Annotated in this window: 13 protein-coding genes, 1 tRNA gene and 1 pseudogene; 8 read left to right on the top strand and 7 right to left on the bottom strand. The window is 62.6% G+C overall.

Translation table 11 applies throughout. The features are described from left to right. The 3 genes from RH858_RS06815 to RH858_RS06805 form a co-directional block, all read right to left on the bottom strand. Nucleotides 1–987, bottom strand: coding sequence for an ABC transporter permease (locus RH858_RS06815; RefSeq protein ID WP_259535351.1), 987 nt, complete (start codon nucleotides 985–987; stop codon nucleotides 1–3). Nucleotides 988–1,020: 33 nt separating this feature from the next. Continuing rightward, on the bottom strand, nucleotides 1,021–2,010 hold the full coding sequence (locus RH858_RS06810) for an ABC transporter permease (RefSeq protein WP_259536527.1): 990 nt from the start codon (nucleotides 2,008–2,010) through the stop codon (nucleotides 1,021–1,023). 114 nt (nucleotides 2,011–2,124) lie between these two features. After that, nucleotides 2,125–3,729 carry an ABC transporter substrate-binding protein gene (locus RH858_RS06805; protein WP_259535350.1) on the bottom strand — a complete coding sequence of 535 codons (1,605 nt, stop codon included), beginning with the start codon at nucleotides 3,727–3,729 and terminating at the stop codon, nucleotides 2,125–2,127. Between the two features lie 289 nt (nucleotides 3,730–4,018). Between RH858_RS06805 and RH858_RS06800 the strand changes: the two genes are divergently transcribed. Further along, a tRNA-Leu gene (locus RH858_RS06800) sits at nucleotides 4,019–4,103 on the top strand. Between the two features lie 317 nt (nucleotides 4,104–4,420). On the opposite strand, the gene RH858_RS06795 is transcribed toward RH858_RS06800, so the two are convergent. Next, complete coding sequence (locus tag RH858_RS06795; protein ID WP_259535349.1) at nucleotides 4,421–4,606, bottom strand: HVO_0416 family zinc finger protein; 186 nt, start codon at nucleotides 4,604–4,606, stop codon at nucleotides 4,421–4,423. Nucleotides 4,607–4,728: 122 nt separating this feature from the next. Between RH858_RS06795 and pyrF the strand changes: the two genes are divergently transcribed. Continuing rightward, the gene (gene pyrF / locus RH858_RS06790) at nucleotides 4,729–5,574 is read left to right on the top strand and encodes an orotidine-5'-phosphate decarboxylase (protein WP_310561416.1); all 846 of its coding nucleotides are present in this window, start codon (nucleotides 4,729–4,731) and stop codon (nucleotides 5,572–5,574) included. 7 nt (nucleotides 5,575–5,581) lie between these two features. On the opposite strand, the gene RH858_RS06785 is transcribed toward pyrF, so the two are convergent. Next, a complete protein-coding gene (locus RH858_RS06785; protein ID WP_259535347.1) occupies nucleotides 5,582–5,725 on the bottom strand; it encodes a hypothetical protein in 144 nt (47 codons plus the stop codon). A 109-nt stretch (nucleotides 5,726–5,834) separates the two neighbouring features. On the opposite strand from RH858_RS06785, the gene RH858_RS06780 reads away from it, so the two are divergent. Continuing rightward, nucleotides 5,835–6,344, top strand: coding sequence for a J domain-containing protein (locus tag RH858_RS06780; RefSeq protein ID WP_310561415.1), 510 nt, complete (start codon nucleotides 5,835–5,837; stop codon nucleotides 6,342–6,344). Nucleotides 6,345–6,387: 43 nt separating this feature from the next. Here RH858_RS06780 and menD read toward each other — a convergent pair whose 3' ends face one another. After that, nucleotides 6,388–8,256, bottom strand: coding sequence for a 2-succinyl-5-enolpyruvyl-6-hydroxy-3-cyclohexene-1-carboxylic-acid synthase (menD, locus tag RH858_RS06775; RefSeq protein WP_310561414.1), 1,869 nt, complete (start codon nucleotides 8,254–8,256; stop codon nucleotides 6,388–6,390). A 79-nt stretch (nucleotides 8,257–8,335) separates the two neighbouring features. On the opposite strand from menD, the pseudogene RH858_RS06770 reads away from it, so the two are divergent. From RH858_RS06770 to RH858_RS06750, 5 genes and pseudogenes are all read left to right on the top strand, one after another. Then, nucleotides 8,336–8,965: pseudogene (locus RH858_RS06770) on the top strand (nucleotide exchange factor GrpE); the annotation flags it as partial. Nucleotides 8,966–9,166: 201 nt separating this feature from the next. Continuing rightward, on the top strand, nucleotides 9,167–9,469 hold the full coding sequence (locus RH858_RS06765; RefSeq protein ID WP_310561413.1) for a zinc ribbon domain-containing protein: 303 nt from the start codon (nucleotides 9,167–9,169) through the stop codon (nucleotides 9,467–9,469). 78 nt (nucleotides 9,470–9,547) lie between these two features. Further along, entirely contained in the window at nucleotides 9,548–10,198 is a 651-nt protein-coding gene (locus tag RH858_RS06760; RefSeq protein WP_310561412.1) for a phosphate ABC transporter permease, read from the top strand. Nucleotides 10,199–10,211: 13 nt separating this feature from the next. After that, nucleotides 10,212–10,940 (top strand): isochorismatase family protein, encoded by a 729-nt coding sequence (locus RH858_RS06755; RefSeq protein ID WP_310561411.1) that lies wholly within the window; start codon nucleotides 10,212–10,214, stop codon nucleotides 10,938–10,940. Nucleotides 10,941–11,338: 398 nt separating this feature from the next. Beyond that, a complete protein-coding gene (locus RH858_RS06750; protein ID WP_310561410.1) occupies nucleotides 11,339–11,965 on the top strand; it encodes a hypothetical protein in 627 nt (208 codons plus the stop codon). Between the two features lie 146 nt (nucleotides 11,966–12,111). On the opposite strand, the gene RH858_RS06745 is transcribed toward RH858_RS06750, so the two are convergent. Beyond that, entirely contained in the window at nucleotides 12,112–13,017 is a 906-nt protein-coding gene (locus RH858_RS06745; protein WP_310561409.1) for a glycosyltransferase family 2 protein, read from the bottom strand. Between the last annotated feature and the right edge of the window lie 82 nt (nucleotides 13,018–13,099).

The raw sequence follows: 13,099 nt of genomic DNA, 5'->3' as shown, positions 1-13,099 counted from the left end.
TCAGTTGTTGATTCGTGGATCCAGCGCGTCCTGCAGACCGTCGCCGAGGATGTTGAATCCGATCACCGTGATCAGAATCGCCAGCCCCGGCCAGAGACTGAACGTGGGCGCCGGCAGCATGTAGTGGCGCGACTCCGAGAGCATCTGTCCCCACGACGGGGTCGGCGGCTGCGCGCCGAACCCGAGGAACGACAGGCCGGCGACGATCAAGATACTCACCCCGATCTGGAGCGTCGCTTGCACCAGCACCGGCGCGAAGCTGTTGGGAATGATGTGTCTGAGGATGATGTTGCGATCCTTTACCCCCGCCGCTCTCGCGGCCTCGATGTAGTCCTCCTCGCGGATCGAGACGACCCGCGACCGAATGAGCCGGTTGAAGATCGGGATCGCGGTGATCCCGACGCCGACCATCGCGAACGTCAGGTTGCGGCCGAACGCGACCATGAACGCGATCACGAGCACCAGGAACGGGATGGCGTAGATCGTCTCCGTGACCCGCTGGAGGATGTCGTCGACCCAGCCGCCGTAGTAGCCCGACACCGCCCCGATGAGCGTCCCGCCGACCAGCCCGATCGCGGTGGCCATGAAGCCGACCGTGATCGCAATCCGGGTGCCGTAGATGAGCCGAATGAGGATGTCCCGCCCCCGGTGGTCGGTTCCCATCGGATGTTCGAGCACCCCCTCGCCGAACTGGTTTTCCATACCGAGCGGCGGCAACAGTCGGTTTACCTCGTCGGGGTCGCGGGCGGGGTGGTACCAGACGGAATCGGCGATCGCGTAATCGAAGACGAAGTAGTCGATCGAAGCGTAGAGCGCAACGATCGTGACGAAGCCGACCACGAAGATGCCGATTCGGGCGGTCGTGTCGCGTTTGACCTGTTTGAGCGTGTATTTGAGGCCGACGCGAGCTTCGACTTCGCCGACGCCGCCCTCGGAGTCCTCCCCGGGGGAGAACTCGTCGGTTTGAGATTCGGTTCCAGTTGCCATCAGTCGTCACCCTCCATTATTCGTCCCCCTCCATTATTCGTCACCGTAGGTAACCCGCGGGTCGATGTACGCGTACGCGATGTCAGTGATGATGACGCCGATCACGAACGCGAACCCGAACATGAACGTCGTGCCCATGATGAGCTCGTAATCCAGGTTGTTGATCGCCGTAATGATCAGCCGGCCCATCCCCTGGATCTCGAAGACGGTCTCGATCAGCACCGAGCCACCGAGCGCCGTCGAGAGGCCGAGCCCGACGATCGTGATCACGGGAAGCTGTGCGACCTGGAACGCGTGTTTCCGGACGATCGTCGTCTCGGAGACGCCGTAGGCCCGGGCGAGTTTGACGTACTCGCCCTGCAGCGATTCGACCATCGACGACCGCTCGATGCGCGTGATCTGGGCCATCTGGAGCGTCCCCAGCGCGATCATCGGCATGATCAGGTGATACAGCGACGTCGTGATCACGTCGATCTGCGTCTCGGCTCCCCTCACGTCCCCGGGCGCCTCCCACGGCAATGGGAGGCCGCGTGCCGGGAACCACCCGAGGTGGAACGCGAAGACGATGATCAACATCAGGCCGATCCAGAACGACGGCGTCGACACGCCGATCAGCGAGACGATCCGAGCGACGTGATCGGTGGGCTTGTTCCGCCGCTTCGCCGAGATGACCCCCAGCGGGATCGCCGTGGCGATCGCGAACGCGAACGCCGAGATCGTGAGGTACAGCGTCACGGGCAGGCGAAGCATGATCATCTCGAGGACCGGACGATCGTAGTAGAGACTGTATCCCAGATCGCCCATCATCACGCCCTGAAGGTACGTGAGATAGCGTTCGTGGAGCGGCCGATCCAGCCCGTATTTGGCCTGGATGAGCTCGACGCGTTCCTGGGCGGGTGACGGCCCAAGCATGATCGAGATCGGATCACCCGGAATCTGGTTCGCCAGGAAGAACGTTATCGTGATGATTCCGATCAACACAGGGACCGCCTGCGCGAACCGCCAGATCGTGTAACGCAGCAGGCTCACGGAAGATCACCGGTGTGAACTGAGGTCATGGCTCGTACTCGCAGTCGCAACTTGGAAAACCTCGCAAACGCAAGGCTAAATACTCTTCGGGAAGCCCCGGCCGTTACATCACTCGACCGAGACGTTGTTGTGCTCGCTGAACACCCGGGTGACGCTGGAGATCGGGTGCGCGTGATAGTCGTCGACGCGTCCGCTGATGCCGTAGGAGTTTTGCAGGTTGTACGCCGGTAGGTGGACGCGTTCCTCGAGGAGTTCGGTCGTCGCCTCGATGTACAGCTGGCGGCGTTCCTCGCGGTCGGCCGACCGCCGGGCCTCTGTGATCTTGTCGGAGGCCTCGTCGTAGTCGTGGAACGTTCCGTTGGTGACACCTTCGACTTCCTGGGACAGCAAATGGTACGCGAACGCGTCGGGGTCCGGACTGCCGGACCAGCCGAGGGTGTACATGTTGAAGTCGTCCTCGTCGCCGCTCTGGTACGCCTCGGTGAACGTCCCCCAGTCGAGACGCTGCACTTCGACGTTGTCGAAACCGACGTTCTGCAGGCCGTCGCCGATCGAGACGCCGATCTGTTCGCGCATGTCGTCCGGCGGGACGATGATCCGCCAGTCGTAATCCCAGTCGACGCCGGCTTGCTCGAACAGGTCCTCTGCCGCATCGAGGTCCCGGTCGTGTTCGATGTCTCCCCACTCGTCGATCGGGAAGTCCCACTCCTCGGAAATCGACAGCGGATACGGACTCACCTGGCGAACCCCGGCCGGTTCGACGAAGTTCTCGATCGCCTGATCCATCGAGAACACGTAGTCGACCGCCTCGCGGACGACCGGATCCGCAGTCGGGCCTTCACCACAGTTGAACGCGAGGTAGAAGTATCCGACCCCCGGCTCCTCGTCGATCGTGGCGTCTTCGATGCCGCGAACGGTTTCGTACAACTGCGGCGGGATCGTCTCGATGATGTCGTTGTCGCCCGTCTGGAGACTGGTGACGCGGGTCGTCTGCTCCTCGATGGGATCGAACTCGATACGTGCGAGATTTGGGTAGCCGATCCGGTCACCGTCCCAGTAGTCGTCCCAGCGCTCGACCGTGGCGAAGTCTTCCTGGTCCCAGTCGACAAGCTGGAACGGTCCGGAGCCGACGGGGTCGACGTTGTAGGCCTCGCGATCCTCTGTCCGTACACTCTCGTTTACGACGTATCGCACCAGCGTCGTTTCGAAGGCACCATACGGGAACTCCAGGTCGAACTGGACGGTGGTTTCGTCGATGACTTCCGCGCTTTCCACCATATCGACTTCCGCGGCGTTTTCGGTCTCCTCCTCGTAGGGAGCCCGGACCGTGTGGATGACGTCTTCGGCAGTCACCGGATCGCCGTTCTGGAACTCCGCGTCGTCGCGGATCGGAACGATAAATCGAGTTCCGTCGCGTTCGACCGTGGGTTGATCGCTCGCGATTTTCGGATCGATCCCCACGCCGAGATCGTACTCGTATAACCCGTCATATAGCTGCCCGATGATCTGGACGGATGGAACGTCGTTCGCGACGATCGGATCGAGGTCGAGAGGGCCTTTGACCTGTGCGAAATACAGCTCCTGGTCCGGAAGCTCCTCACCCGGTTCCGTTCCGTTGCCGTTCTCGCCGGGGTCTTCCCCGTTGTCGTCAGCCGGTTCGTCGCCGAGACAGCCGGCCAAGCCGACTGCCCCGCCCGCGCCGACGTACTTCATTACGTCGCGCCGGGACAGGTCCTTGATATGGGACAATTTATCACTCATGGTTGATGGTATGCGGTACCAAGCAGCTATTCCAAGTTTACCTATATAAGTATTCCGTTTCGTGTAATCTATCGATTACAGGTTTCGGAAGATCAACCCGTTTCCGTGTCAATTCTTCGGCCGTTCGAACCGCTCTCATTTCTTCGGCCGTTCGAACCGCTCTCGTCGGAACAGTCGGGTAGGATGATTCGGCCACCCGATCCGGAAGGCCCTTTTCAGTCGAGGACGAACCGTCGGACGGGCGGGGGTGGCCGAGCCTGGCCAAAGGCGGCGGACTTAAGATCCGCTCTCGAAGGAGTTCGAGGGTTCGAATCCCTTCCCCCGCACTCTCCATTGCCGAGCGCTGCTCGTCGGCGCCACGAAGGAAGTCCGAACACGGAGCAGTGGGTAACCGGCGAGACGAATTCAAAAGGGGATAGAAACGAACCCGCGTGACCGGAAAACGGTCGACGCGGGCACGCGCCGCCCTGAATGGTCCCCGCTGACGCTTCGGCCCTCCAAGCGAAGCGTCACGAGGTACTGATAGCGGGGACAACTTAAGTTTGCCGGGGGCGGCAGCAATTTTGGATACCGAGCCGACACTGTCGGGGACAGTAGCCGAAAAAATCAGTCGCGTCGAAAACGATCGCGTCCGTTCGTCCTGTCAGGCCGCACCCGGATGCCAGCCGCATACCGAGCACTCCGTCGACGATTCGTCGTTGAGACCGCCGCACTCCGGGCACTGCTTTTTGTTATACGAATATTCCCATCGCGTCTCCGCCATTTCGTGGCCGCGGTCCGAAAGGAATTCGTCGAACAGCTCGTCGTCGGCACTCGGTGCAGAGGCCATACATGTTACGATATACCACACCGCTACTTCAACTTTGTGGGGGACTCTCACAGAGGGAGAACCGGGCGGCAGTGCCCCGTCGAATCGCGGGCCTATTTAGGGATCGCTGTCGAGGAGACCGTATGAACTTCTTCGAGGATCTCCGGGATCGCATCCGGATGATCGACAGCGTCGTGTCGGTGGGGCTGGATCCGGATCCGCACAGGCTTCCGGGAGCAGTCGCCGATCGAGACCTCCCGCGGTTCGCGTTCAACCGACGGATCGTCGATGCGACCCACGAACACGCCGCCTGCTACAAGCCGAACGCCGCCTTTTACGAGGGCCCGGACGGCTGGCGGGCGCTCGAGGAGACGGTCGCGTACGCCCACGGAAAGGGGGTTCCGGTGCTCCTGGACGCGAAACGGGCGGACATCGGAAACACGACGCGCCAATACGCCGAGGTGCTGGAGTGGGTCGACGCGATAACCGTCAACCCGTATCTCGGTCGGGACTCGTTGCAGCCGTTCCTGGACCGCCACGACAGTGGGGTGTTCGTGCTGTGTCGGACCTCCAATCCCGGCGGCGCGGATCTCCAGGATCTCGAACTCGAAACCGGGGAGCCGGTGTATCGCCGGGTCGCCGCTCTCGCTGATCTCTGGAACGAGGGCGACAACGTCGGACTCGTCGTCGGCGCGACCGCCCCCGAGGAACTGGAGACGCTCCGGAACGAGGTCCCGGACCTGCCGTTTCTGGTTCCGGGAATCGGCGCCCAGGGAGGGGACGCGGAGGCTGCAGTCGAACACGGGCTAATCGATCGCGATGGGGTGGACGTCGGCCTGGTGAATTCCTCGCGCGGGATCATCTTCGCCGGCGAGGACGCCGTCGGCGCGACGGGAGCGGACGTCACCGATGCCGAACTCGACCGGTACGTGAACGCGGCCGGCGACGCCGCGAAACGGCTCAAAAAACAGCTGAACCGGTACCGGTAGCCCGACTTCACTGAGTCGCACCCGCAGCGCAGTCGGTACAGATCGCCTCCATCGTCCGGAAGTGTTCTTCACAGACGAATTGCCCGCAGAGCCGGCAGGTGTGACGCCCGGGACGGGATTCACAGATCTGACAGACGCCGCTGACGCTCATGTATCGGCGTACGTCGGCGGGAATCGTATACGTTCGGGTCGGGTGCCAACAGTTCGCCTCGCCGAAATCCGCCCGAGAACCTTACGGGCGTCCGCCCCCAACGAACCCTGTGCACCGAGAGGCGATCGTCGTCGGACTCGCAGCAGTCATGGGAGGGATGACTGCGTTCATGCTCGTGATCGCCGTCGTCGTTTCCCCGTTCTTTTTCCTTCTGTCGGTGCCGTTCGGGGGCGCGACGTACGTGATGTGGCAACACGCAACGGGTCGTCTCTCCTTCGATCAGGCTCGGGCGTCAACAGTCGGAGGTGTGCGTTTCGGACCCGAAGGCCCGGAGGGGACCCGCGGGCAACGGGCCGAACGAGATCGACGTGCAGAACGCAACCGGAGGCGCGCCTACCAGTCGAACGGAACGGGGGCGGGATCGGGGACGCAGAGGGGGAACCATCCCTCGAAACGCGAGGCATTCCAGACGCTCGAGATCGAACCGGACGCGTCGGCCGACGCGATACGGCGTGCCTATCGGCGTCGAGTAAAGGAATCTCACCCCGACACCGACTCCGGCAGCCGGGAGGAGTTCAAGCGCGTCAATCGCGCGTACGAACGGCTTCGTGAAGAGTGACGTTCGTGAAGAGTGGTGTCGGCGACTCCGTACGAGGGCCGAGCTAGCCGGTCTGGGTTTCTTTCACGACCCGTTCGCGTACAGCCCCCTCGAGAGCCTCCCGCGCGCGATGACCCGCTTTCGCGTCCGTCCGAAGTTCGACGACGTGTGATCCCTCGGCGGCGATCGCCGCCGAGAGGCACTCCCGAAACGTCTCCCGAGGAGACTCGAGGTCGCTTTCGGGTCTCGCGTCGACGCGGGCAAACGAGACGCCGTACAGCCCCTCGCTCGGCTCGAAATCGAGGCCGTGTGGGGTTTTGAACTGCCGGGTGAACGGCGGATCGAACCGCTCGATGGGAAGCTTGTGGAAGATCCCGCCGCCGTCGTTGTTGACGAGTACAAACGTCGCTTCGACCTCGCACCGCGCGAGCGCCAACAGCCCGTTCATGTCGTGGTAAAAGGCCAGATCACCGAGCACACAGACCAGATCGTCGGTCGTTCCGCTGCCCGCCCCCAGCGCCGTCGAGACGATCCCGTCGATGCCCGACGCCCCACGATTTCCGAGCATCGTCACGGCGCTCGAGTCGGCGGCCGCAAAGCGGTCGGCGTCGCGGATCGGCATGGAGTTGGACACGAACACCGTCGCGGGGTCGGGCGCGAGATCGACGACGTCGGACAGCACCCAACCCTCGTAGAGGGCTTGTCCCTCCGTCCCGTCCCGTTCGTCCCCGTCAACGATCCACTGGTGGGCCGTCTCGAAGTGGATCCTGTCCGCCGTCTCCCAGCGTCTACGCCACTCCTCTTTCCCGGCGGATCGGCCCTGGAGCAACTCGGCGAGTCGAGCGCACAGACGGGACGGATCGGCGACGACGAGATCCGTCGCGGAAAACTCCGCCTCCCGCCAGCCACCGGCGGGGTCGACGACGAACTGGTCGGCTCCCGACCGGGCGAGATACTTCCGGAGCGATTTCGACGTCGGAGACGCCCCGAGTCGGAGTACGACGTCCGGCGCCGGCCACTCGTCGGCCGGGCTGGCCAGTGCATCCTCCGAGTCGGCGGTCAGGTAGCCGTCGTACCCCGAAATCACCGGCGCTACCCTCACGTGGCCGCCGAACCGAAGTCCGGAGAGCGGATCAGCGAGGATCGGATAACCGGTCGCGTGCGAGAGCGCGACGATCGATTCCCGATCGAATCCAGGGGGATCGGCCGGCCCCGCGACGATGAGCCCCCGTTCCGCCTCGAGGTTCTGTGCCACCGCCCGGAGCGATCGCTCGTCGAGTTCCGGCGTCCCGGCGGTTCGATCGACAAACGGTTCGACCGTCGACGTGGAGGCTCGTCGCCCTTCTGCGGCCACGGGCTCGAGATCCGCGGGCACGTCGCCGTCGATCGGGGTCGGTTCCAGCGGCTTCGCGAACGGTACGTTCAGGTGAACCGGTCCGGCGGGTGTCCCCTCCGCCGCCGAGAGCGCACGGGCGACGGTGGTCCGGAGCGATCTGAGCTTTCTCGGGGCGGCTTCCGGTTCCGGGAGGTCCTTGTAGTACCGGACCGCGTCGCCGTAGAGCTTCTCCTGGTCGACTGTCTGGTTTGCTCCGGAGTCGCGCAGTTCCGGCGGCCGGTCGGCAGTGAGCGCGAGCAGCGGCACGCGGGCGCGATCTGCCTCGAGCACCGCCGGATGGTAGTTCGCCGCCGCAGTCCCCGACGTGCACACGAGCGGCGTCACCCGACCGGTACGCCGCGCCCGGCCCAGAGCGAAAAACGCCGACGAGCGCTCGTCGAGGTGAGAGAAGACGTGAACGTCGTCGTGGTTCGCGAACGCGACGGCCAGCGGCGTGGATCGGCTTCCCGGCGTGACACAGGCGGTGTCGACCCCCGCGGCAACCAGCTCCTCGACGATCGCTGCCGCCCACAGCGCGTTTCGGTTCGGTGCGGTCATGCCGCGTAGTTCGTCGCTGCCCGTGAAATAGGTCGGCGGTTTCTGAACTCTTAAGCCGGGGCGTGCGTATCCTTCGAACATGACCGAGCAAGCCGGCGACGACACCCGGGAGACCGACACCGAGTCGACGTCGGAGGCAGCCGAGTCGACGTCGGCTGACGGAGACGTCGTCGACCGCGAGACTGAGTTCGTCGAACGGGTCGCCACACACGACGAGGAACTGGCCGAGGCCGTCGAAGATCGGCTCAGCGAGCTGGAAGGGAGAGTCGAAACGCTCGAGGAGGAACTCGAGGAGAGATCCAAGGAAGTCGAGGACTTGGTGAGCCGGCTGAAGCGCAAACAGGCCGACTTCCAGAACTTCAAGAAACGACAGGAGAAGAAACGCGACCAGCTCCGGGAACGGGCGACCGAAGAGCTGGTCGAACGACTCCTTCCGGTTCGAGACAACCTGATGCGAGCCCTCGAGCAGGAGGAGGAGGCAGACATCCGTCCCGGCGTCGAATCCACGCTGGAGCAGTTCGACGACGTGCTCGAGGAGGAAAACGTCGACGTAATCGATCCGGAACCCGGCGAGGAGGTCGATCCCCAACGTCACGAAGTGATGTTGAAAGTCGACTCTGGAGCGCCCGAAGACACGATCGCCGAACTGTACCAGCCGGGGTACGAGATGGGAGAGAAAGTGCTTCGCGCGGCCCAGGTGACCGTGAGCAACGGCGCGGAAACCGAGGAAGAAGTCGACAACTCGGACGGCGACGAGCGGCACGCCGAGCGGGAGGGCGCCGACGGCGCGGACCCCGAGCGGCATGCCGACCGGGAACACGTCGACGGAAGCGAGTCCCGGGCGACCGACGAAACCGAAGACACAGACGGAGACAGGGAGAGCTAAGAGGGGACCGAACTCCCGCCAATTATGCCCCGTGACAACCGCGAGCCACGGGCGCGACGTCGCTGTTTCGCCTGCGGCGAGCCGATCTCGCGAGGCACCAAAACGTGCCCACACTGCGAGGAGGTCCAGCCGTCGGGAGTGCTGTCGATCGTGCTCGCAACAGTCGGAGTGTTCACCTTCCTGATCGGGTTTCTCGTCGGGATGTTCTCGATCGGGATGAGCAGCATCGTCGGGTTCGTGATCGCGATCGTCGGGCTCGCGCTCGCGGTCGGATCCTACAGCAGGTATCTCGACATCCAGGCCGCCAAACGCGGCCGTCCGCAGTGAGAGGTCGGGGACGCCCCCACAGCAGGCAGGCTGAATCCGTCCGCCGACTTTTATAAGAAGCCGGGAGAACACGTACGTATGGTCACCCCAGTCGACGTCGGACTCGTCCTCGTAGGGCTGTTGCTCGCGTTCGTCGGCGCGGCGCTTTCGGTGTACGCCGTCACGCTCGCCGGTTTCCTCGTCGGCGCGGGAACCGGGTACGTCTTCGCACCGTCGCTGCTCGGTGTCGTCGGAGCCGAGGGTCTGGTCGCGACCGCGGGGATCGTGGTCGTCGTCGGGCTGGTCGGCGCGTTCCTCGCGTACGCGGGTCTCTCGTTTGCAGTGATGGGGATCGGGGGAATCGTCGGCGCGTTCATCGCCCGGTTCGCCGTGGCGCCGATCTACGTCGCCGGGACGTGGGAAACCGCAGCGGTCACCGTCGTCGGCCTCGTGGTCGGCGCGCTGTTCGGCCTGATCGCGACCAAGCTGACGCTGGTGTTCACAAGCGGCTTCATCGGCTCGGCGTTCGCGACCCGGTCGCTGACGCTCGCGGAGTTCCAGGCCGCCCAGGAGACGCTGTCGATCGAGCCGTTGATCTTCGACATGCTCTCGCCGCTGTTTTTGGCGGTGTTCGTTCTGGGGGTGCTGTTCCAGGTCGGGCTGTTCCGGTTCGGATACGTGACCAAACTCGTCGGGATCGTTCCGGGCGCGCGACGGTGGACAGCGGGAGAAGACAAGAGCGGATCGTAACGGAGCCGGTTGGATGAACAGGAACGGCGAGTACTACGTCCCGGACGTGATCCCGGATTCGGACCTCGAGTACTTCGACCTCAACGAGGACGTGTCACGGGTCGCCGGGTGGGGCGGGTCGCCCGCCGTCCTCGTCGTGGATCTGACGCTTGCGTTCATCGAAGAACGACCGGAAGTCAGCCGGCCGTGCGTGGAGTCGACCGCGGAGCTCCTGACGACGGCGCGGGACGTCGACATTCCGGTCGTGTACGCGGTTCCGACACCGGCCGGCACGTATCCCCGGGAGTATCGGAAGCCGACGATACGATCGGTCGAGGGAACGCCGGACGAGGAGCATCGACAGTGGGTAGAGAAACTCGACGAGATCGCCCCCGACGTTGAACCGCAGGAGAGCGAACAGGTGTTCGAAAAACCCCGTGCGAGTGCCTTCTTCGACACGCACCTGTCGAACTACCTGCACCACTACGGGATCGACACCCTGATCGTTTGCGGGATGTCGACGAGTGGCTGCGTCCGGGCGACCGTCGTCGATGGCCACTCCAGCAACTTCCGGATGATCGTCCCGCCGGAGTGCGTGGCGGATCGATCGGTGGTCTCACACGAGGTGTCGCTGTTCGACATGGAGATGAAGTACGCCGACGTCACCCCACTCCGTGAGGTGACCGAAACGCTTCGGGAACCGGAGACGAAGCAGAGTAACGGGTACGTGCGGCTAAGAAGGGGACATGATCGGCTACAATGATCAAAGTAAGTAGTGTATAACATTGCAAGTTCGGACCGTTGATGCCGTCGATGTCCGAGGACAATATTGGAGAAGAAGGTCACGGATCGAGAACAGTCCGGAGAAGGAGAGTATTGCGAACGCTGGGAGGGATATCGCTGATCGGGATCGGCGGTACCGGTTCGGCATCCGGTCGAGGGCCACCGAACGGCAATGGTGGCGGACCGCCCGACCACGCCGGTGGCCCACCGGACGACGAACGAGGCCCGCCGCAAAGCGATGACGAGGACCGCACGATCGAGTGGGAAGGGCAGGGGAGCGAGCACGCGACCCAGGACTGTCCCTGGCAAGATGGATGCTGGTATTGGGTACTGACGCCTGGAGGACCAGAAGAGTTCGAGGAGGTCAACGAACTCGAGGTGACGTACGAGAATGAAGATAGCGAGACATACAGTGAGTGGGTGCAGCGAGGGAATGGGGCCTATCAGATCGAGGTATGCAAGGACGAAGGCGGAACCGTAGAGAGTGCTTCTGTCGATGTGACAGGCGGCGGTCGGAACGCACTGCTCACCATAAGCGACGGCGAGTGTAAGGGACTCGTGTACTGGCAAGTCGACTTCGGTCTCGGCTCGAGCCCACCCGAGGGGGTGCCGGACTACGACCCCGCTGACTTCCTAATGGCTGCCGTGGGGAATTCGGATCGCGTCAGCTACAATCCGTCCTGCACTTTTCCGAAGGAGGACAAAATCGATCTCCTCGACAGAGAGTTCGACTTCGACGACGAGGACAACCCGACCCATGTCAGCGTCAGGTTTGAGGTCGTTTCCGAAGAGGAACTCGACCTCCATCTGGCCGTCTTCATACGACCCCCGCGTGACCTCATCGAGGAGTTCGGCGACGAAGAGGTCGAAGCAGCTGCAAAGGACGGGGAGTGTCCAATAGATGCGGAAGATGTCGATGTCGAAGAACAAGTGGAATTCGGGGTAGCAAGTGGCACTTTCGGTTCCGGTGAGCACACATTGGAAATCGACCTTCCCACACCCTAAGACTCGAAATTCGAGTACCGACAATCCGTCTCTTCGATCCCTTGTCAGTTGGATTGGCGAGTACTTTCGACGGTCCGTGTCCGGGCCCCCGTTCTACTTCGGTTCGACACGCGAGGACGCGAACGTATCATGGACCGGTAGAGTCGCTACCGACTTCCCCTTGCGGCGGCGTACACACGGCTCGCTGTGGTCAATCCGAGGCGGCCGAAAACGGACGTCGCGGCCTCGATAGCCTTTATGTGCCTGTTTTCGTCGTCGTAATACGCGGATTTGGCGAAACATAGGGTCGCCCTCGGTGACCACGGGCGCTGTTTCAGGTAGGCCTTTCCCTGTTTCTCGTACCAGTCGGCGAATACGGACCGTCTGATCTCCGGATACTGATCGTAGAGTTCCTTTTGGTTTTGGACGACCCGCATCACCTCCTCGAACTTCTTCAGCCCAACCCACTTCGAACTCGCTTCTCTCCGGTACACGGCAAGACACTCGTCGACGTAATCAAACTCGGTGCGTTTCGCCAGTTCGATCTTCAGGTCTGGATCCCCCGCATTCGTGGCCAATGGCAGGCAATCGATGAGAACATCTCGCTCCATGAGCATTGACCCGGTCCACAGGGGAAAATCCTGAAATCGCAGTGCGTGCTCCAGTATATCGCCAGCAACGTCTGGATTCGGATAGTATTTTTCGTCTTCTTTGAGAACGCCACAGTAGGAGACGCCGACGTCAGGGTTCTCACCGAGTACAGCAGCCGTCTTGGTTAGTTTCCCGTCAAGGAGGAGGTCGTCGTCGTCGAGAAACTGGACGTACTCGCCCGTCGAGGCCGCGATTCCTGTTGTGTATGCTGCTCCCCAATCTCCCTCTGTGCTCCTGTAAATCGGGCGATCAACGACGTCCTCGTTCGCTTCCAATACGGAGCGGGCATGTTCCGCTCCCGAATCGTCGACGACGACGAGTTCTACGGGTTCGTAGTCCTGGTTGGCGACGCTCTCAATGGCCTCCGATAGTAGATTATTTCGATAATAGGTAGCGATGATTACTGAGATTGTCGGAGGCATGTGTAGATTTATTGTACAGCGTGCTACTTAGTAAAGATTGGACTAAGATTGTAGTAACAACAAGAGGGTGGATTAACCAGGT

This window comes from Halalkaliarchaeum sp. AArc-GB (assembly GCF_031432225.1).
GTDB lineage: Archaea > Halobacteriota > Halobacteria > Halobacteriales > Haloferacaceae > Halalkaliarchaeum.
Note: the sequence above shows the minus strand (reverse complement) of the source record. Positions and strands in the feature narration are given on the sequence as shown.

What these genes read in the sequence shown, in the direction of transcription:
- RH858_RS06815 (WP_259535351.1), bottom strand. Translation starts at nt 987, where the DNA reads ATGGCAACTGGAACCGAATCTCAAACCGACGAGTTCTCCCCCGGGGAG.
- RH858_RS06805 (WP_259535350.1), bottom strand. Translation starts at nt 3,729, where the DNA reads ATGAAGTACGTCGGCGCGGGCGGGGCAGTCGGCTTGGCCGGCTGTCTC.
- RH858_RS06795 (WP_259535349.1), bottom strand. Translation starts at nt 4,606, where the DNA reads ATGGCCTCTGCACCGAGTGCCGACGACGAGCTGTTCGACGAATTCCTT.
- pyrF (WP_310561416.1), top strand. Translation starts at nt 4,729, where the DNA reads ATGAACTTCTTCGAGGATCTCCGGGATCGCATCCGGATGATCGACAGC.
- RH858_RS06785 (WP_259535347.1), bottom strand. Translation starts at nt 5,725, where the DNA reads ATGAGCGTCAGCGGCGTCTGTCAGATCTGTGAATCCCGTCCCGGGCGT.
- menD (WP_310561414.1), bottom strand. Translation starts at nt 8,256, where the DNA reads ATGACCGCACCGAACCGAAACGCGCTGTGGGCGGCAGCGATCGTCGAG.
- RH858_RS06765 (WP_310561413.1), top strand. Translation starts at nt 9,167, where the DNA reads ATGCCCCGTGACAACCGCGAGCCACGGGCGCGACGTCGCTGTTTCGCC.
- RH858_RS06760 (WP_310561412.1), top strand. Translation starts at nt 9,548, where the DNA reads ATGGTCACCCCAGTCGACGTCGGACTCGTCCTCGTAGGGCTGTTGCTC.
- RH858_RS06755 (WP_310561411.1), top strand. Translation starts at nt 10,212, where the DNA reads ATGAACAGGAACGGCGAGTACTACGTCCCGGACGTGATCCCGGATTCG.
- RH858_RS06745 (WP_310561409.1), bottom strand. Translation starts at nt 13,017, where the DNA reads ATGCCTCCGACAATCTCAGTAATCATCGCTACCTATTATCGAAATAAT.